Raw genomic sequence first — 18343 nt, forward strand, 5'->3', positions numbered from 1 at the left:
GGCAACCCCTTCAAGCCTTTCCATTTCTCATGACCCTTCGCCTTTTTAATTCCTTGTCGCGCCAAGTCGAGGATTTCCAGTCCATCGAGCCCGGTCACGTGCGCATGTACGTGTGCGGCATGACCATCTATGACCTCTGTCACATTGGCCATGCCCGGATGATGATGGCGTTCGATGTGATTCAGCGCTGGTTGAAGGTCAGTGGCTACCGCGTGACGTATGTCCGCAACATCACCGATATTGACGACAAAATCATCCAGCGTGCCGTGGCCAGGGGGATTACGCTCAAGGCGCTGACCGAAGAGATGACCGCCGCCATGCACCAGGATATAGCGGCCTTGGGCATTGAGCCACCGTCGCTGGAGCCGCGCGCGACCGCCTATGTGCCGCAGATGTTGTCCCTGATTGAAACGCTGGAAGAGCGGGGCCTGGCCTACCGTGCCACTGATGGTGATGTGAACTTCGCTGTGCGCAAGTTTCCAGGTTACGGCAAGTTGTCCGGCAAATCTCTGGACGATTTGCGGGCGGGCGAGCGGGTGGCTGTGGCCAGCAACAAACAGGACCCGCTGGATTTTGTGCTGTGGAAAGCGGCCAAAGCGTCGGAGCCTGCTGAAGCCCAGTGGGACAGCCCCTATGGGAAAGGGCGTCCCGGCTGGCACATTGAATGCTCGGCCATGTGTGGCGCCTTGCTGGGAGAGACCTTTGACATTCATGGCGGCGGAGCAGACCTGCAGTTCCCTCACCACGAAAACGAAATTGCACAGTCCGAAGGCGCACACGGCAAGCCTTTGGCGCAGTACTGGGTGCACAACGGGTTTGTGCGCGTGGACAATGAAAAAATGTCCAAGAGCCTGGGCAATTTCTTCACGATTCGCGAAGTGTTGGAGAAATACGATGTGGAAACGGTGCGGTTCTTCATCGTTCGAACGCACTACCGCAGCGCGCTGAACTACAGCGATGCGCACCTCAATGACGCACGCGCTTCCTTGAAGCGCCTGTACACAGCATTGGGCAGCGTGCAACCTGCGGAGGTGACGCAAATCGATTGGCAGCAGGACCATGCCCGGCGCTTCGCCAGCGCCATGAATGAAGACTTTGGCACGCCGGAGGCGGTGGCCGTGTTGTTTGAGCTGGCGGCCGAAATCAACCGCAGCGCTGATGTGGCCTTGGCTGGGTTGTTGAAGGCATTGGGCGGCACGCTCGGCCTGTTGCAGGGCGATCCCCAGGCCTTTTTGCAAGGTGGGGGTGCATCTTTGGGCGCGGGTCTGGATGAAGCGGCCATTGCCGCCTCGATTTCGGATCGCGCCGCGGCCAAAGCCGCGAAAAAGTTCGCGGAGGCCGATCGCATCCGGCAGGTTTTGCTCGCGCAAGGCGTTGTATTAAAAGACAGTGCAATCGGCACGACTTGGGAGCGCAACTGATGGCGCCCACCGGTTTGTCCGAATTTGGCGCGGATGCGCCCCCTTATTGGGCAGAAGCCTGCCGCCACCTGATGAAGCGCGATCGGGTGATGAAGAAGCTGATACCGCTGCACAGCGGCGTGAGCCTGCAGTCCCGCGGGGATGCCTTTGTGACCTTGGCACGCAGCATCGTGGGGCAGCAAGTTTCGGTCAAATCCGCGCAATCGGTCTGGGAGCGCTTTGTTCTGTTGCCCAAGAAGCTGGTGCCGGCCCAAGTGTTGAAGCTGAAGGTTGACGACATGCGCGGCGCTGGCTTGTCTGCCCGCAAGGTGGAGTACCTGGTGGACTTGGCGCTGCACTTCGCCAACAACCAGGTGCATGTGGATGGCTGGGCAGAGATGGACGATGAGGCCATCATTGCCGAGCTGATAGCGATACGGGGCATTGGTCGATGGACGGCCGAGATGTTTCTGATCTTTCACCTGATGCGGCCCAACGTGCTGCCGCTGGACGACAACGGTCTGCAAAACGGCATCAGCCGTTGTTATTTCTCGGAGGAACCTGTGAGCCGCAGCGAGATTCGCGAAGTCGCGGCGTCGTGGGCACCGTACTGCAGTGTGGCGACTTGGTATATTTGGCGCTCGCTGGATCCAGTCCCTGTGGCTTACTGAGCAGCTTTTATCGCTGTTTCACCGCAATACTGCGCGGCATTTGATGCATGAACCCCGTGGCCGGCCGCTGGAGCTGCCGAGCGCTGGGTCCAGGCAAGACCAAGATTTTGGAGTGACACCTTGGCCAAAAAGAATTTTCTCGACTTTGAGCAACCGATTGCTGAGCTCGAGAGCAAGATCGAAGAGCTGCGTTATGTGCAGACCGAGTCGGCGGTCGACATCTCTGCGGAGATCGAGCAGTTGGCGGGCAAGAGCCTGCAGCTGACCAAAGACATTTACAGCCATCTCACGCCTTGGCAGATCACCAAGATTGCTCGCCATACAGACCGCCCTTACACCCTTGACTATGTGCGCGACATCTTCACGCACTTTCAAGAGCTGCACGGTGACCGGCATTTTTCCGACGATCTGAGCATTGTGGGCGGGTTGGCCCGTTTCAACGGCCAGCCCTGCATGGTGCTCGGCCATCAAAAGGGCCGCGACACCAAGGAGCGTGGTTTGCGCAACTTCGGCATGACCAAGCCCGAGGGTTACCGCAAGGCGCTGCGCTTGATGAAGCTGGCTGAGAAGTTCAAGTTGCCGGTGTTCACCTTTGTGGATACCCCGGGCGCTTATCCGGGTATCGATGCGGAAGAGCGTGGGCAGTCCGAGGCCATTGGCCGCAACATTTTTGAGATGGCCCAGCTGGAGGTCCCCATCATTTCCACCATCATTGGTGAAGGGGGTTCGGGTGGTGCGCTGGCGATTTCGGTGGCCGATCAGGTGTTGATGTTGCAGTACTCGGTGTACTCGGTGATCAGCCCGGAAGGCTGTGCGTCCATTTTGTGGAAGACCAGTGACCGGGCCAGTGATGCGGCCGATGCGCTGGGCATCACCGCGCACCGTCTCAAGGCGTTGGGGCTGGTCGACAAGATCGTGAACGAGCCGGTGGGCGGCGCGCACCGCGATCATCGTCAGATGGCGGCCTTTCTCAAGCGCGGTCTGGCCGATGCCTGGCGCCAGCTGTCCGATCTCAAGGTGAAAGAGCTGGTTGACCGACGCTATGCGCGCCTCAACAGCTACGGTCGCTTCACCGACACCAAAGCCGACAGCAAATCGGACAAGCGTTGACGTGAACAGGTCGGCCAACCCCTGCGATGGGGCGCTGGCCCAGTGGTGTGAGCGCTGGCAGTTCCACCCGGATGGCGAAAGCACCATTGTCGCTGTGGCCTTCAGTGGGGGAGCAGATTCAACGGCTGTGTTGCTGGCGGCCCACCGGCGTTGGCCGGGCCGGGTTGTTGCATTGCACATTCACCATGGCTTGCAGGTTGCGGCCGACGATTTTGTGCGACACGTGCGGCAGGTGTGTGGGCAGTTGGGCGTTGAGCTGCTCGTAGAGCACGTTCAAGCCCATGCTGGGCCAGGGGAGAGCCCCGAAGATGCGGCCCGCCGTGCGCGCTATGCGGCCTTGAGCCGCATGGCGAGCGCAGCCTCGGTATCTTGTGTGCTGCTGGGGCAGCATGCGGACGACCAGGCTGAGACTGTGGTGCTGGCGCTGAGCCGGGGCTCTGGCTTGCCGGGAATGGCCGGGATGTCCGAGCGGTTTGTGCGCGAAGGGGCAAGCTTCGGGCGACCTGTTCTGGCGGTGCCCGGCAGTGCCTTGAGATCCTGGCTGGACGAGGCTGGGCAGACCTATGTTGACGACCCCACCAATGCCGATGAGCGTTTCACCCGCAATCGGATCCGTGGCCGCCTGATGCCAGCCTGGGCCGAAGTGGCACCCGGGTACTGTGAAGCTTTGGCGCGAAGCGCGCGCCATGCGGCGCAAGCACAAGCGTTGCTCGACGAGCTGGCCGATCTGGATCTGGCGCACCTGGGCTGTCCGCCACGGATTCGGGAATTGCAGTCCCTGAACCGCAACCGGCAGGGCAATGCCCTGCGTCGATGGCTCAAGCAGGGCTGGGGAGTGGCCCCCAGTGAGGTGCAGTTGCGTGAGCTGTTGCACCAGGTGGGCGCCTGCCGCACGCGCGGACATCGGATCGACCTCAAAATTGCCAATGGGCGCATCACACGCGAAGGCGATCGGCTGGATTACGCCCCACCGATATAATTTAGAGCTTTGTCCGAGGCCGGCTACTGGGTACACAATGCCTGACAAGCTGGCTGATTTTCGAGCTGACAACTGGTTTCATTTTTTAAATCAACCCGACTCCCAACCGATGGCATTGATAGTTCACAAGTACGGCGGCACCTCGATGGGGTCGACCGAGCGCATCCGAAACGTGGCCAAGCGCGTGGCCAAATGGCACCGCGCCGGTCACCAGATGGTGGTGGTTCCCAGCGCCATGAGCGGCGAGACCAACCGCTTGCTGGGTTTGGCCAAAGAGCTGGCACCCTCGAATTCTGGCGATGCTTACGGACGAGAACTCGACATGCTGGCCGCCACCGGTGAACAGGCTTCTTCGGCTTTGCTGGCCATTGCCTTGCAGGCAGAAGGTCTGGCGGCAGTCAGCTATGCGGGCTGGCAGGTGCCCATCAAGACCAACAGCGCTTTCACCAAGGCGCGGATCGAGTCGATTGATGATGTGCGTGTACGCGGCGATCTGGATGCGGGCAAGGTCGTGATCGTGACCGGTTTTCAGGGCGTTGACCCCGATGGCCACATCACCACGTTGGGGCGGGGCGGCAGCGACACCTCGGCTGTGGCGGTGGCCGCGGCGCTCAAGGCGGCCGAGTGCCTGATATTCACCGATGTGGACGGTGTCTACACGACCGATCCACGCGTCGTGCCTGAGGCGCGACGCCTGTTGCGTGTGAGCTTTGAGGAAATGCTGGAGATGGCCAGCCTGGGCAGCAAGGTATTGCAGATCCGCTCGGTGGAATTTGCGGGCAAGTACAAAGTGCCGTTGCGTGTGCTCTCGAGCTTCACGCCCTGGGATATTGACCTGAATGAAGAAGCCGCATCCGGCACCCTGATCACTTTTGAGGAAGACGAACAAATGGAACAAGCCGTCGTTTCCGGCATCGCATTCACCCGCGACGAAGCCAAAATTGCTGTGTTGGGGGTGCCCGACACCCCAGGCATTGCCTATCAGATTCTTGGCGCGGTGGCCGACGCCAACATCGAAGTCGATGTGATCATCCAGAACGTGAGCAAGGAAGGCAGGACCGACTTCAGCTTCACGGTGCACCACAATGACTTCCAGAAGGCGATGGACCTGCTCAAGTTGCAGGTGTTGCCCAAGCTGGGTGCAGCCGAGGTGGTGGGCGATCCACGTATTTGCAAGGTGAGCATTGTCGGTATCGGCATGCGCAGCCACGTGGGCGTGGCCAGCCGCATGTTCAAGTGCCTGAGCGATGAAGGCATCAACATCCAGATGATCTCGACGTCGGAAATCAAGACTTCAGTGGTGATCGACGAGAAGTACATGGAGCTGGCGGTGCGTTCTTTGCATCGAGAGTTCGATCTGGATCAGCCGGTTGACACCATCACCGCTTGATTTTTTTGATTGACCGGGCCAGATTTTTGGCGCGGATCTGAGGCATAATGTGAGGCTCCGGAGCGATGACCGAGTGGCCGAAGGTGCTCCCCTGCTAAGGGAGTATGGGCTTTAAATCCCATCGAGGGTTCGAATCCCTCTCGCTCCTCCAGATACGACAACCCGCCTGCGTCCAAGATGCAGGCGGGTTTTCTTTTGGGGCTTTGCGCAAGCGACACCCCTTTGGCGCTGGGGGTGTGGACAATCGCGCCATGTCTGCGCCACCCACCCTATCGCCTCGCCTCACGGGCACCGCTTTTGCCACGCTGCTGTTGATCGCCTTCATGATGGGCGCCAATCACGTGGCGGCTCGCCTGGCGTTTGATCATGGCGTGGAGGTGGTCACAGCCGTGGCGTTTCGCAGCGGTGTGACCGCTGTGGTGGTTGCGTTGCTGGTGTTGTGGCAGGGCGTGAGCTTGGCGCTGACGCGGAGACACCGGCAGGTCTTGCCCGTGATTGGCGCTTTGGTCGCGATTCAAAGTCTGTGCCTTTATGCGTCTGTGGCGAGGCTGCCCGTGGCGCTGGCTTTGCTGGCGTTCAACACCTATCCTTTGTGGACGGCGCTCTGGGCGCGACTGATCTATGCGCACCGACCTGAAGGGCGGGTGTTGCGTGCCATGCCTTTGATGCTGGTGGGGCTGGCGCTTGCCCTGGACGTGTCTGGTGCGGCTTCGGGCCTGGGGCTTTCAACCCAGTGGGCCCAGATGGGCGCGGGGGTGGCCTTCGCGCTGGCTGCAGCTGCCACGTTTGGCCTCGCGTTGGTGTTGACACAGCATGAAGCGGCGGATGTGGACGGACGGCTTCGCACGGCCATCACGATGGCGATGGTCGGATTGCTTGCGCTCGGGGGCGTGGCCTGGCAGGGCGGTTTCCACTTGCCTCAAGCACCCTTGGGGTGGGTGGGGCTGATGGGGCTGACGGTTCTCTACGGCACCGCTTTCACGGTGATGTTCACGGTATTGCCCCGTCTGGGCGTGGTCGGTAACTCGGCCATCATGAATGTAGAGCCGATTTTTGCACTGGTGCTGGCCTGGCTGGTGTTGGGACAGACCATTGCGCCCTTGCAGGTGGCGGGTGGTCTGCTGGTCGTGGCCACGGTGATGTGGCTGGGTCTGGCTCGACGGTAAAGGCAAAAAAAGGCGGCCCGAAGGCCGCCATGGGGGTTTGCATCGATTTCAGGTCAATCGGATGTACCGTCGTTGTGACTTTCGGGGATCACCATGCGCTTGGGGGTCACGAACTTGGCAATGAAAATCGGCAAGACGAAGCCAGCAATTGCCATCGCCAGGAAGGTGACTGCCAGCGGTGAGCCATAGAGGATGGACATATCGCCATCGGAAATGGTCAGGGCCCGGCGCAGGTTCTTCTCCATCAGCTCACCCAGCAAGATGCCCAGGATCACCGGCACCATCGGGATGTTGAGCTTGCGCATCAACCAGCCAAAGACACCAAAAGCAATCATCAGCATCAGGTCAAAGGTGGAGTTGGTCAGCGCATAGATGCCGATGAAGGAGATCATGGCGACGGCCGGCATCAGGTAGTAAGGCGGAATGCGCAGGATGCGCGCAAACAGACCCACCATGGGCACGTTCAGCAGCAACAGCATGATGTTGGCGATGAACAGCGCGGCGATCAGCCCCCAGACCACATCCGGGTTGTTGGTGAACAGCAGCGGGCCTGGCGTGATGTTGAGCGAGAGCAGCATGGCCAGCAAGACCGCTGTGGTGCCGGAGCCGGGCACGCCCAGTGCCAGCATGGGCACCAGTGCGCCACCAGCGGCAGCGTTGTTGCCCGCCTCGGGAGCGGCGACACCGCGAGGGTCTCCTTGGCCAAATTTGCCGTTTTTGCCGACGACTTTCTTTTCCACCGTGTAGGCCAGGAAAGAGCCCAGCGATGCGCCTGCGCCTGGCAGAACGCCGGCGATGAAGCCCAGAACGGTGCCGCGCGCCATGGAGCCACTGGTTTGCTTGAGCATGGACCAGGGTGGAATGGAACGACCAATCGAGGTGACGGGCTGGGTGGAGGTGCTGTTCTTCTGGCCGCGCTCTTCGATGAAAACCAGAACTTCGGACAGCGCAAACATGCCGACGATGGCGATCAGGAAATCGATGCCGTCGTAGAAGTGCACATTGCCGAACGAGAATCGGGGCACACCGGTCTGGCCGTCCACGCCGACAAAAGCCAGCGCCAGTCCGATGGCCGCGGCAAAGGCGGCTTTGGCCTGGTTGGCACTGGTCACACCGCCCAACGTGGCAAAGGCGAGGGTGAACATGGCGAAGTACTCGGCAGGGCCGAACAGCAGGGCCAGATCGACGAGCTGGGGGGCGAGAAACACCAGACCCCAGGTGGCGAAGAATGCACCGACGAAAGACGCGATACCGGAGATGGCCAAGGCTTCGCCGGCTTGCCCGGCGCGCGCCATGGGGTAGCCGTCCAGCGTGGTCATGAGCGCTGGCTCATCGCCGGGGATGTTCAGCAGGATAGAAGAGATACGGCCGCCGTACATGGCGCCGTAGTACACGCTGGTGAGCAGAATGAGCGCAGGCGTGGCGGGCAGGCCGAGGCTGAAGACCACGGGGATCAGAATGGCCACGCCGTTGGATGGGCCCAGGCCGGGCAGGGCTCCGATCAGTGTGCCCAGGAAGCAGCCGATCAAGGCCAGAAACAGGTTTTGCCAGGTGAGCGCAATGGCAAAACCATTGGCCAGGGAGTTGAAGGTATCCATGAGTGTGTTGCCTGTGAAAGGTCAGAAGCCCCAAGGGCCCTTGGCCAGGTTGAGACCCAGAACGTGCTGAAAGACGGCGTAGATACCGACAGCGATCACGACGCCACCGATCAGCGATTGGCGGGTTGTGCCGCCCAGGCGCCAGACGAGGAACGCCGTGGCCACGGCAGTGCTCAGGACGAAACCTGCGATGGGCAAGGACTGGGCGTACGCAACAAAGACGCCCACCGTTGCCACCAATTCGGCCAGTTTGACCAAGCCGGGCCAATGGGGCTCAGCGTCGGGCTTGAAGATCATCACCAGGCCCGACAGGCCCATGATGCCGGCGATCACCAGGGGGAATGCTTTGGGCCCCAAGGGGTCCTGGATAAAGCTCTCTTCGATCAGGCCGGTGGCCCACACCATCAGCAGCGAGAGCACGATGGTTGCGCTGCCAAAAATTCTGTCACTCATGGCTGTTCGCCTCGGGTTGTAGTGAAAAGAGGAGGTTCGAAAAAAAAGGATCGTGCCACCACAGCACAGTCCCTTTTTTTGCTGATCGTCTTATTTCTTGACGATGCCGATTTCGACCGACAGTTCGTGGATTTCGTCTACGGACTCTTTGACGAATTTCTGGAATGCGACGCCACGCAGATTCAACGGCGCCATGCCGTTGTTGAGCATGACTTCTTTCCACGCTTTGGAGTCGTAGGCCGCGCCGATGTTCTTCACCCAGTAGTTGTAGGCGTCGTCGCTCATCTTGCCTGGGGCGTAGAAACCGCGCCAGTTGGCGCCCACCACGTCAAGGCCTTGCTCTTTGGCCGTGGGGTACTTGGCAAAGTCACCGGCCAGGCGCTCGGGTGCCAACACGGCCAGCACCTTGATCTTGCCGGCGTCGACGAAGCCTTTGACTTCAGAGATGTCACCGGTGAAAGCCTGCACGCTGCCGGCGAGCAACTGCGTCACGGCTTCGCCGCCGCCGTCAAACGCCACGTATTTGATGGTGCGGACGTTGGTCACGCCAGCCTTGCGCGAGGCCATCAGCACCTTGAGGTGGTCCCAGCCACCCACTGCAGAGCCGCCGGCGAAGGCCACCGTGCTGGGATCGGCTTTCACTTTGGCCATCAGTTCGGGCAGCGTCTTGATCGGCGAATCGGCGGCCACGGCGATCATGCCGTAGTCGGCGCCCACGGCTGCGATCCAGCGCACCTGGTCCATGGTGTTGCCGGGGTAAGCACCTTGCCCCAGGCGGGTTGACGTGGCGGCCGAAGCGGCAACGATCAGGTTGTTTTCGGTGTTGCGTTTGTTGACCACTTCGGCAAATGCCACGCCGCCGCCGCCGCCGGCCTTGTTGGTGACTTGCATGGAGCCGGGGAACAGCTTGAGGTCTTGCATGGTCTTGCCGACCATGCGGCAGGTCATGTCCCAGCCACCGCCAGCGCCTGCAGGGGCGATGCACTCGGTGCTGCCGGGCTCAAAGGCGCTGGCAGGCATGGAGACCGCTGCGAGCGTGATTGTGATCGGGGCAGCCCAGCGGGCCAGGGGTTTGAAATGGGTCATGAATGTCTCCAGTCGGAATCCGCCGGTTGGCGAAAAGGGGTGAACAAGTTCCGGGAAATGACAGCAAAATGCCAGTTCCCGGTCATGTAATGGCATGTCACCATGCACACTTGATATGGTCGGCAACCAAACTGTCAATCACCTGTCCATCGCTTGGGGTTTTCCCTGATGGATGACCGAATCGCTGGATTTTTTGCACGTCCACCAAGCCATGAAGCTGCTGTTGATCGAAGACGACCCTTCCCTGCGGACCACGCTGGCGCGCACGCTGGGGCGCCGCGGCTGGGACGTGGCCACATGCGAAGACGGTGGGTTGGCCTTGCAGCAATGGGATGCCGTGCAGCCCGATGTGGTGGCGCTGGACCTCACCTTGCCGCATGTGGATGGGTTGCAGTTGCTCACGATCGCGCGGCAACGGGGCTGGTTGACCCCTGTTTTGATCCTCACGGCTCGGGGCACGGTCGGGGACAGGGTCATGGGCCTGAACACGGGCGCCGATGACTACCTGGCCAAGCCTTTTGACCTGGATGAGCTGGAAGCACGCCTGCGCGCTTTGTGCCGCCGGAGCGTGGGCGTGGCGGCGGCGGGCGCCACAGGTGGCGTGGTTGACCGCGGTCATGCGCTGGGAGCGCTGCGGCTGGACCCAGAGAGTGGAGCGGCCTATCACGGCGATGCCATTCTCGACATGCCTCCCAGAGAGCTGGCCCTGTTGCAGGCGCTGATGGCGCGCCCGGGACGGGCCGTGGCCAAGGAGCGGCTGTTTGAGCTGGTCTTTCCCGGTGCGCTCGATGTGCAATACGAGGCCATTGAGGTCGTGGTTTACCGCTTGCGCAAGCGCCTGGACAGCACGGGCGTGGCCTTGGTGACTTTGCGTGGCCTGGGGTATTTGCTCAAGGTCGATGCATGACCTCATTGCGTGCGTCGCACCCGCCTTCGCTGCGGCGGTATTTGCTCGTCGGCATCCTCGTGCCCGTGCTCGGGCTGGTGGTCCTCAACACGGTGAGCCTGTACCGCGAGGCGCTGACCACTGCCACCACCGCCTACGACCGCACCTTGCTGGCCTCGGCCAAGACGATCAGCGAGCAGCTGGATGTGCACGGGTACGATGCGCAGGCCCGGTTCACCGCGCGGGTGCCCTACGCTGCGCTGGAGGCTTTTGAGACGGACAACCAGAGCCGCATGTACTACAAGGTGTCGACGCTGTCGGGCGAGATGGTGTCGGGCTATGAAGACCTGCCCTCCTGGACGGGCAAGGTGCCGTTGCAGCCGGCCTACGCAGCCTTGGTGGATTTTTACGATGCGTCCTACCGCGACAGTCCGGTGCGGGTGGCGGCACTGGTACAACCTGTGGCCAGTGTGCAGGGGCGGGGCATCGCGCTGATCCAGGTGGCCGAGACGCTGGAGTTGCGTGAAACGCTGGCGCGCGAAATGCTGATCGACACGCTGTGGCGGCAGGGCTTGCTGGTGCTGGTGATTGCGCTTGTGGTGGTCTGGGTGGTGCAGCGTGCGACCCGGCCCGTGCGGGATTTGTCCGAGCAACTGAGGCGGCGCCCGGACAACGACCTCCAATTGATCCGCACCGAGGGTTTGCCTCGCGAGTTGTGGCCCCTCACCAATGCCACCAACCAGCTCATGGAGCGCCTGAGCCAATTGCTGGAGCACCAGCGGCGCTTTGTGCGGGACACCTCGCACCAGTTGCGCACACCCCTGGCTGTGCTCAAAGCACAGGTGCAATCGGCCCAACGCGGGGATCAGCCGGCACAAGAGGCTTTGTCGGAAATCTCGCAAACGGTGGACCGGGCCACCCGGATGGCGAACCAGATGCTGGCGCTGGCCAAGGTGGAGCAATTGCGCGACCAGGCGCAGAGCCTGCCGAGCCAGCTGGATCGGCTTGTGCGCGAGGTGGCGCTGGATCTCGCCCCATTGGTGGCGGCCAAAGACATTGATTTTGATATCCGCACCGAGCCTGTGACCGTGCAGGCGCACGAGTGGATGCTCAACGAGCTTTTTCGCAACCTGTTGCACAACGCGATCAAACACACGGCGGCTCACGGGCGGCTGCTGGTCGAGGTGGCGCTGTCGCCGGGTGAACAGGCCTTGTTGCGGGTCCGGAACGAAGGCCCGGCTTTGTCCACGGCCCAGGTCGAGCGCTTGTTCGAGCCCTTTGCGGCCATGGGTGGGCAGCAAGGTGCGGGATTGGGTCTGGCGATTTGCCATGGCATTGTGCAAGCGCTGGATGGGCGAATCGAGCTGCTCAGCGCAGAGGCCACGCCTGAGGAGCCCGCTGGCGTGGAAGCCCGCGTGTGGCTGCCCTTGCGCCGGGCTGATTTCAGGCCAATCCGGCCTTGAGCAGGACTTCCCGCAAACTCTCGAATTCCCGGTCGACGAAGTCTTCGAAGGCCTGCCCGATCAGCGGGTCGGGCAACCACTGGTGCCGTTGCACCGCCGATTGCCAAGCCTGCGACAGCAGGGCTTGGCGGATGGCATCCTGCGCCGCCAGCAGTTCGGAAGGGCTCAGGCCCGCTGGCGCGCACAGGCCGCGCCAGTTGCCGATCACCACATTGACGCCCAGCTCGGTGAGGGTGGGTGCACCGGTCCCTGGCAGGCGCAGGCTTGAGGTGACTGCGACTGCGCGCATGCGCCCGCTGGTGATGTGGGGCAGGAATTCGCTGAACCCGCTGCCGCCAACCGTGACATACCCGGCCATGACAGCCGCCGCCGCTTCGCCGCCGCCTCTGAACGGCACGTAGTTGATGCGGTTGGGCGCAACGCCCATGGCCTTGGCCAGCATGTGGATGGCGATGTGTTCGGTGGAGCCGCGGGAGCCACCGCCCCATTTGATGCTGCGCGGGTCGTTGCGAAACTGCTTCAGCACTTCCGCCATGTCCGCAAACGCTGACCCGGGCGGCAGCACAAACACGTTGTATTCGTTGGTCAGTCGGGCGATGGGGCGCACCTGGGCCAGCCTCACAGGCGGGGCGCCGGTGATGATGCCGCCGAGCATGACCGATCCCATGACCATCAAGGCATGGGCATCGCCTCTGTAGCCGTTGGCGAACTGGGCCAGGCCGATGGTGCCCGCCGCGCCACCGCGGTTTTCAAAGCTCACCTCTGATGCCTGCCCGCTGGCGATCAGCGCCTGGCCCAAGGCCCTGCCTGTGAGGTCCCAGCCTCCCCCTGCATTGGCGGGGATGAGAATGCGAAACCGGGGGGGCGTTGGCTGGCCCGACTGGGCGTACGCCGCAGTCGATGCCAGGGCCACACCGGCGCCCAGGGCTTTCAGAAAAGCGTTGCGGTTCAGCCTCATTGATCGTCGAGCGAGGCGCTCCAGCGCGCATCCCAGTCGGGCAACCGGGGTTCATCGCGCAGGGTGTTCATGTCGCGCCGGTCGCGCTTGGTGGGTCGACCCTGTGTCATGGAGAGGGCGGGCTCCGGCGCGAGCCGACGGGATTCGGCCGCAACCTGGCGCAGCTTCACCGACTGTGCCGTTTCTTCATAGAGCAGGGCCGCAACAGGAGCAGGGCCGCGGACACCCGACAGCGCCTTGACGATCACGGTGCGCAGGATGGGACCCTGGCGGAGCTCCAGGGTGTCTCCGACCTTCACCTCTTTGGCGGGCTTGGCGTGCTGACTGTTGACCAGCACCCGGCCTTTGTCGATCTCTTCGCTGGACAGCCCGCGCGTCTTGTAGAAACGGGCAGCCCACAGCCATTTGTCCAGACGAACCTTGCCTTGGGAGTCATTTGGAGTGGCCATGAGAGGGGTTGCGCGGGGGCTTTCGATGGAAGTTGGGAGAATAGGCATTGTGCCTCGCCTGAAATTGTGCGAGTGGCTTCGTTGCGCGGTTACCATGCCGACATGATTCCGGACGACCGCCTGCCGCGCGACGCACAAAGCATTCTCGAACTCGCTGCGAGATCGATGTTCGACCTGTTTGCCAACGCCAGCGAGGGCATGATGCTGGTCGATCGCCATGCGCGGGTGGTCTGGATCAACGACCTGTACCGCCGTTACCTGCCAGCGCTGGGCTTTGACCGCGAAGAAGATTTCGTGGGCCATCCGGTGTCCAACGTGGTGCAGAACACGCAGATGCACCAGGTGCTGGCCACCGGCAAACCCATTCTGATCGACCTGCTGACCAACAGGGCTGGTACGTTCGTGGTGAGCCGCATTCCTTTGCGCGATGACGCTGGTGAAGTGATCGGTGTGTTGGGCATTGTGCTGTTTGACCACCCTGAAACCACGCTGCAACCCCTGATTGCCAAATTCGCGCGGCTGGAGCAAGACCTGAACGATGCGCGCCGGGAGCTGGCCAGCCAGCGGCGCAGCAAATACACCTTCGCCAGTTTTGTCGGAACGTCGGCAGGCGCGATGGAAGTGAAACGCCAGGCGCGGCGCGCGGCGTTGTCGTCGAGTCCGGTGCTGCTGCTGGGCGAAACCGGTACCGGCAAGGAGTTGCTGGCCCATGCCATCCACGCCGCGTCGCCCCGGGCCGGACGGCCCTTTGTGAGCGTCAACATGGCGGCGGTGCCCGAGTCGTTGCTGGAAGCCGAGTTTTTCGGCGTGGCGCCGGGCGCCTACACCGGAGCAGAGAAAAAGGGACGCGACGGCAAATTCAAGCTGGCCGACGGAGGCACGCTCTTTCTGGATGAGTTGGGCGATATGCCGCCTTCGGTGCAAGTTAAATTGTTGCGCGCGTTGCAGGAAGGTGAGGTTGAGCCGCTGGGGTCCAACAAGCTGGTGCAGTTTGATGTGCGGGTGGTGGCAGCGACCTCGCGCGATCTGCGCCAGATGGTGCGCGACGGCAGCTTTCGCGAAGACCTTTTTTACCGGCTCAATGTGTTGCCGATTCGCGTCTCGCCTTTGCGTGAGCGGTGCAGCGATATCCCTTTGCTGACCGAGACGCTGTGCGAAGACATCGCCGTGCGCAGCGGCGGCCACCACATGGAACTGAGCGTCGAGGCCCAAGCCCTGCTGGCTGCACAGCCCTGGAGAGGCAACATCCGTGAGCTGCGCAACGTGCTGGAGCAGCTGGCTTTGCGTTGTGATGCGCCGTTGATTGATGTGGCCGATCTTCACAGTGTGCTGGAGGCCGGTGGGCAGGCGCCTCAACCCGTGAAAATTGGGCCACCCGGTGGCGGGGACCGGCCCGCATCAAGTTTGAGTGGGCGAGAGATACGGCCACTGGCTGAGCGCATCGCCGAGCTGGAGCACGCGGCCATTGCCGAGGCGCTGCTCCACACGGGGGGCAACCGGACTGCGGCGGCGAAAGCGCTGGGCATCTCCCGCGCCTGCTTGTACGACCGGCTGGAAGCCATGGGCGATTTGTCTGAAAAAAACACAACCGTCTGATAATTGGGCGCATTAAAGTGACTGAAAAACAGGCGGCTCGAATGGATTGTCAAAAAAACCCTTTTGAATCAACGTGATTTGAGGTGGCATGAATTCTGCGTAGTGTTGGCGCGGCGCTCAGCGCTGTGATTATTCCAACAGGAGACAAGACATGACCCTCACCAACCGCCGCCTCGCGGTGATCGCACTCGCCTGCTCGGCATCGTTTTTTTCCACCGCCGTACTGGCGCAATCGGGCGGTGAAATCCGCATTGCCCACGTGCACAGCCTGACGGGCCCACTGGAAGCCTACGGCAAGCAGACCACCACGGGTTTCCAGATGGGCCTGGAATACGCCACCGGCGGCACCATGATGGTGGCCGGCAAAAAGCTGGTCGTGATCGAGAAAGACGACCAGGGCAAGCCTGATCTGGGTCGCAGCCTGCTGGCCACGGCCTATGCGGATGACAAGGCCGACATTGCCGTGGGCCCAACGTCTTCCGGCGTCGCGCTGGCCATGCTGCCGGTGGCCGAGGAATACAAGAAAATTCTCGTGGTTGAACCCGCTGTTGCCGACTCGATCACCGGAGAGAAGTGGAACAAGTACATCTTCCGCACCGGTCGCAACAGCTCACAAGATGCGATTTCCAATGCCGTCGCCCTGGACAAGGCCGGCGTGAGCGTGGCCACGCTGGCGCAGGACTACGCGTTCGGGCGTGATGGCGTCTCTGCTTTCAAATCGGCGCTGAAAAATGCCAAGCTGGTCCATGAGGAATACCTGCCCACCGGCACGACCGACTTCACGGCAGGTGCCCAGCGCCTGATTGACAAGCTCAAGGACCTCCCCGGGCGCAAGGTGATCTTCATCATCTGGGCCGGCGCAGGCAACCCGTTCAAGATCGCCGATCTGGACCTGAAGCGCTACAACATCGAAATCGCCACCGGCGGCAACATCTTGCCCGCCATGGCCAGCTACAAGAACTTCCCTGGCATGGAAGGCGCGACCTACTATTACTTTGGCATCCCGAAAAATCCGGTGAATGAGGCCTTGGTAGCGGCGCACTACAAGCAGTTCAAGAGCCCGCCCGATTTCTTCACCGCCGGTGGGTTCGCGTCTGCGATGGCCGTTGTGACTGCACTCAAGAAGACCAACGGTGACACCAGCACCAACAAGCTCATCAAGACCATGGAGGGCATGAGTTTCGAGACGCCCAAAGGCACCATGACCTTCCGCAAGGAAGACCACCAAGCCATGCAGAGCATGTACCACTTCAAGATCAAGGTCGATCCGGCCTTTGCCTGGGGTGTGCCAGAACTGGTGCGCGAGATCAAGCCGTCTGAAATGAACGTGCCGATCCGCAACCAGCGATAAAGCGGCACGAGCAGGCCCACCGGCGCAGGCCTGCTCTCTCCCTAACGAAGACCCGGTTTGCGTGGCCCGGTGTGCAGGACTTTGATCCTGCACCGCCGGGTTCTTTAGCGCGCGGGGCGGCCGCCCCTTTTTTCCAGTGACCAGACGAATGAACCCCCGGGCACATGGGGGTGGGTAAGTGCTTTCCCAACTATTCCAGGAGACAAGACATGACCTTCCCTCGGTTTTCACGGGTATTTATAGCGGCGGCCGCCACAGCGTTGACATCGGGCGTGGCGCTGGCCGCCATCACGCTGCCTCAGTACAACATCGACACCAGCAAGATCAGCGTGTCGGGCCTGTCTTCGGGTGGGTTCATGGCCAACCAGCTGGGTGTGGCGTACTCCACCACCTTCATGGGCGTGGGCATTTTTGCCGCCGGCCCTTACATGTGTGCCGGCCACAACAATTACACGGCCTGCATGTACAACGCCAGCATCAGCGCGAGCCAGCAGACCACGTTGCAAAACAGCCTCAACAGCTTCAGCAGTGCAGGCACCATCGACAACAAATCGAACATTGCCAGCCAGAAGATTTACATCTTCACCGGCACGAGCGACACCACAGTGGGCCCCAACCAGACCACTGCGCTGCAGACCCAGTACCTCAACAATGGCGTGCCCGCAGCCAACATTTCGTATGTGCAGCGCGCCAGCACGGCGCATGTGTTCCCGACGGACTTTGACAGCACCGGCAACAACAGCTGCAGCAGCGCCCTGTCACCCTTCATCAGCAACTGTGGCTACGACGGCGCCAAGGCCGCACTCACGCACTTTTATGGCGCACTCAACCCGCGCAATGACACACCCGCGGCGGGCAATTACATCGAGTTCAATCAGAGCACGTACACCGCCAGCAATCCCGGCATGGCGGCCAACGGTTGGCTGTATGTGCCCTCCAGTTGCGCCACTGGCAGCACCCAGTGCAAGCTGCATGTGGTGCTGCACGGCTGCCAGCAAAGCACCGACAAAATCGGCGACAAATATGTGAAGAACACGGGCTATAGCCGTTGGGCCGACACCAACAACCTGATCGTGCTGTTCCCTCAGACCAAGGTGGACAACACCAGCCGCAGCACCGCAGCCAGCGGGTCGCTTGCCAACCCCAACGCCTGCTGGGACTGGATCGGCTGGTATGGCAGCAACTTCGCCAAAAAAGCCGGTCCGCAGATGGCCGCCATCAAGGCCATGGTGGACCGCATTGCGTCGGGCCCAGGCTCGGGCAACGGTGGGGGTGGCACCAACCCCCCTGCGGCCTTGCCTGCGCCCACGGGCGTCAGCACTTCGGGCGCCACGGCCAACAGCATGGTCATCGGCTGGAACGCCGTGACCGGTGCCGCCAGTTACAACGTGTACCGCAGCGCCAACAAGGTCAACGCACTGCCGGTGTATGGCGCCAGCTACAGCGACACCGGACTGGCGGCATCCACCGCGTACAGCTGGACGGTTCGCGCCGCTGACGCCGAAGGCGCCGAAGGCGCCACGTCCTCTGCGGCATCGGGCACCACGCTGGCAGGCTCAGGCGGTGGCACGGGCGCCTGCACGACGGCGAGCAACTATGTCCATGTCCAGGCAGGCCGGGCCTACCAGCAGGGCGGCTATGCATACGCCAAAGGGTCGGCGCAGAACATGGGCTTGTGGAACCTGTATGTGACCAAAACCCTGAAGAACACGGGGCCGAACTATTACGTGATCGGTACCTGCCCGTAATCTCGCAGGGGCGTGTGGCGGTGGCCCCATGGGCCTTGG

Annotated in this window: 16 protein-coding genes and 1 tRNA gene; 12 read left to right on the forward strand and 5 right to left on the reverse strand. The window is 61.9% G+C overall.

The annotated features are described in order from the left end of the window. Nucleotides 1–29 precede the first annotated feature (29 nt). The 7 genes from cysS to E5678_RS02815 all read left to right on the forward strand — a co-directional run bounded on the left by cysS (nt 30) and on the right by E5678_RS02815 (nt 6716). Nucleotides 30–1421: a cysteine--tRNA ligase gene (gene cysS, locus E5678_RS02785; protein WP_136177114.1), complete on the forward strand. Its 1392-nt coding sequence runs from the start codon at nt 30–32 to the stop codon at nt 1419–1421. After that, nucleotides 1421–2071, forward strand: coding sequence for a DNA-3-methyladenine glycosylase (locus tag E5678_RS02790; RefSeq protein ID WP_136177115.1), 651 nt, complete (start codon nt 1421–1423; stop codon nt 2069–2071). The genes cysS and E5678_RS02790 overlap by 1 nt, the downstream gene beginning before the upstream one ends. 120 nt (nt 2072–2191) lie before the next feature. Further along, a complete protein-coding gene (locus tag E5678_RS02795; protein ID WP_136177116.1) occupies nt 2192–3181 on the forward strand; it encodes an acetyl-CoA carboxylase carboxyltransferase subunit alpha in 990 nt (329 codons plus the stop codon). Nucleotide 3182: 1 nt separating this feature from the next. After that, the gene (gene tilS / locus E5678_RS02800) at nt 3183–4160 is read left to right on the forward strand and encodes a tRNA lysidine(34) synthetase TilS (RefSeq protein ID WP_247596897.1); all 978 of its coding nucleotides are present in this window, start codon (nt 3183–3185) and stop codon (nt 4158–4160) included. Between the two features lie 109 nt (nt 4161–4269). Then, nucleotides 4270–5550 carry an aspartate kinase gene (locus tag E5678_RS02805; RefSeq protein WP_136177118.1) on the forward strand — a complete coding sequence of 427 codons (1281 nt, stop codon included), beginning with the start codon at nt 4270–4272 and terminating at the stop codon, nt 5548–5550. A gap of 59 nt (nt 5551–5609) precedes the next feature. After that, nucleotides 5610–5701: transfer RNA gene (locus E5678_RS02810), tRNA-Ser, on the forward strand. 100 nt (nt 5702–5801) lie between these two features. Beyond that, a complete protein-coding gene (locus E5678_RS02815) occupies nt 5802–6716 on the forward strand; it encodes a DMT family transporter (protein WP_136177119.1) in 915 nt (304 codons plus the stop codon). 53 nt (nt 6717–6769) lie between these two features. Here the strand turns inward: E5678_RS02815 and E5678_RS02820 are convergent, their stop codons facing one another. The 3 genes from E5678_RS02820 to E5678_RS02830 form a co-directional block, all read right to left on the reverse strand. Further along, a complete protein-coding gene (locus tag E5678_RS02820; protein ID WP_136177120.1) occupies nt 6770–8314 on the reverse strand; it encodes a tripartite tricarboxylate transporter permease in 1545 nt (514 codons plus the stop codon). Nucleotides 8315–8335: 21 nt separating this feature from the next. Then, nucleotides 8336–8767 (reverse strand): tripartite tricarboxylate transporter TctB family protein, encoded by a 432-nt coding sequence (locus E5678_RS02825; protein ID WP_136177121.1) that lies wholly within the window; start codon nt 8765–8767, stop codon nt 8336–8338. Between the two features lie 90 nt (nt 8768–8857). Continuing rightward, entirely contained in the window at nt 8858–9853 is a 996-nt protein-coding gene (locus E5678_RS02830; RefSeq protein WP_136177122.1) for a tripartite tricarboxylate transporter substrate-binding protein, read from the reverse strand. Nucleotides 9854–10064: 211 nt separating this feature from the next. Here E5678_RS02830 and E5678_RS02835 point away from each other — a divergent pair, with 211 nt between their 5' ends. Beyond that, nucleotides 10065–10760, forward strand: a complete 696-nt coding sequence (locus E5678_RS02835; RefSeq protein ID WP_136177123.1) for a response regulator transcription factor — start codon at nt 10065–10067, stop codon at nt 10758–10760. Beyond that, nucleotides 10757–12202: a sensor histidine kinase gene (locus E5678_RS02840; RefSeq protein ID WP_136177124.1), complete on the forward strand. Its 1446-nt coding sequence runs from the start codon at nt 10757–10759 to the stop codon at nt 12200–12202. The genes E5678_RS02835 and E5678_RS02840 overlap by 4 nt, the downstream gene beginning before the upstream one ends. Here E5678_RS02840 and E5678_RS02845 read toward each other — a convergent pair. Beyond that, nucleotides 12183–13160, reverse strand: coding sequence for a tripartite tricarboxylate transporter substrate-binding protein (locus E5678_RS02845; RefSeq protein ID WP_348770363.1), 978 nt, complete (start codon nt 13158–13160; stop codon nt 12183–12185). The two genes, E5678_RS02840 and E5678_RS02845, sit on opposite strands and share 20 nt — an antisense overlap. Next, nucleotides 13157–13609, reverse strand: a complete 453-nt coding sequence (locus tag E5678_RS02850) for a S4 domain-containing protein (protein ID WP_136177125.1) — start codon at nt 13607–13609, stop codon at nt 13157–13159. The genes E5678_RS02845 and E5678_RS02850 overlap by 4 nt, the downstream gene beginning before the upstream one ends. Nucleotides 13610–13711: 102 nt before the next feature. Here E5678_RS02850 and E5678_RS02855 point away from each other — a divergent pair, with 102 nt between their 5' ends. From E5678_RS02855 to E5678_RS02865, 3 genes are all read left to right on the forward strand, one after another. After that, entirely contained in the window at nt 13712–15205 is a 1494-nt protein-coding gene (locus tag E5678_RS02855) for a sigma 54-interacting transcriptional regulator (RefSeq protein WP_136180604.1), read from the forward strand. A 151-nt stretch (nt 15206–15356) separates the two neighbouring features. Continuing rightward, nucleotides 15357–16556 (forward strand): substrate-binding domain-containing protein, encoded by a 1200-nt coding sequence (locus E5678_RS02860; RefSeq protein WP_136177126.1) that lies wholly within the window; start codon nt 15357–15359, stop codon nt 16554–16556. A 209-nt stretch (nt 16557–16765) separates the two neighbouring features. Next, the gene (locus E5678_RS02865; protein WP_136177127.1) at nt 16766–18304 is read left to right on the forward strand and encodes a PHB depolymerase family esterase; all 1539 of its coding nucleotides are present in this window, start codon (nt 16766–16768) and stop codon (nt 18302–18304) included. The last annotated feature ends 39 nt before the right edge of the window (nt 18305–18343 follow it).

The organism is Hydrogenophaga sp. PAMC20947 (assembly GCF_004795855.1).
Lineage (GTDB): Bacteria > Pseudomonadota > Gammaproteobacteria > Burkholderiales > Burkholderiaceae_C > Hydrogenophaga.

Excerpts from the sequence above, each read along its gene's own strand:
- E5678_RS02845 (WP_348770363.1), bottom strand. The coding sequence starts at position 13,160 with ATGAGGCTGAACCGCAACGCTTTTCTGAAAGCCCTGGGCGCCGGTGTG.
- E5678_RS02830 (WP_136177122.1), bottom strand. The coding sequence starts at position 9,853 with ATGACCCATTTCAAACCCCTGGCCCGCTGGGCTGCCCCGATCACAATC.
- E5678_RS02840 (WP_136177124.1), top strand. The coding sequence starts at position 10,757 with ATGACCTCATTGCGTGCGTCGCACCCGCCTTCGCTGCGGCGGTATTTG.
- cysS (WP_136177114.1), top strand. The coding sequence starts at position 30 with ATGACCCTTCGCCTTTTTAATTCCTTGTCGCGCCAAGTCGAGGATTTC.
- E5678_RS02805 (WP_136177118.1), top strand. The coding sequence starts at position 4,270 with ATGGCATTGATAGTTCACAAGTACGGCGGCACCTCGATGGGGTCGACC.
- E5678_RS02820 (WP_136177120.1), bottom strand. The coding sequence starts at position 8,314 with ATGGATACCTTCAACTCCCTGGCCAATGGTTTTGCCATTGCGCTCACC.
- E5678_RS02825 (WP_136177121.1), bottom strand. The coding sequence starts at position 8,767 with ATGAGTGACAGAATTTTTGGCAGCGCAACCATCGTGCTCTCGCTGCTG.
- E5678_RS02790 (WP_136177115.1), top strand. The coding sequence starts at position 1,421 with ATGGCGCCCACCGGTTTGTCCGAATTTGGCGCGGATGCGCCCCCTTAT.
- E5678_RS02855 (WP_136180604.1), top strand. The coding sequence starts at position 13,712 with ATGATTCCGGACGACCGCCTGCCGCGCGACGCACAAAGCATTCTCGAA.
- E5678_RS02835 (WP_136177123.1), top strand. The coding sequence starts at position 10,065 with ATGAAGCTGCTGTTGATCGAAGACGACCCTTCCCTGCGGACCACGCTG.
- E5678_RS02815 (WP_136177119.1), top strand. The coding sequence starts at position 5,802 with ATGTCTGCGCCACCCACCCTATCGCCTCGCCTCACGGGCACCGCTTTT.
- E5678_RS02860 (WP_136177126.1), top strand. The coding sequence starts at position 15,357 with ATGACCCTCACCAACCGCCGCCTCGCGGTGATCGCACTCGCCTGCTCG.
- E5678_RS02865 (WP_136177127.1), top strand. The coding sequence starts at position 16,766 with ATGACCTTCCCTCGGTTTTCACGGGTATTTATAGCGGCGGCCGCCACA.
- E5678_RS02850 (WP_136177125.1), bottom strand. The coding sequence starts at position 13,609 with ATGGCCACTCCAAATGACTCCCAAGGCAAGGTTCGTCTGGACAAATGG.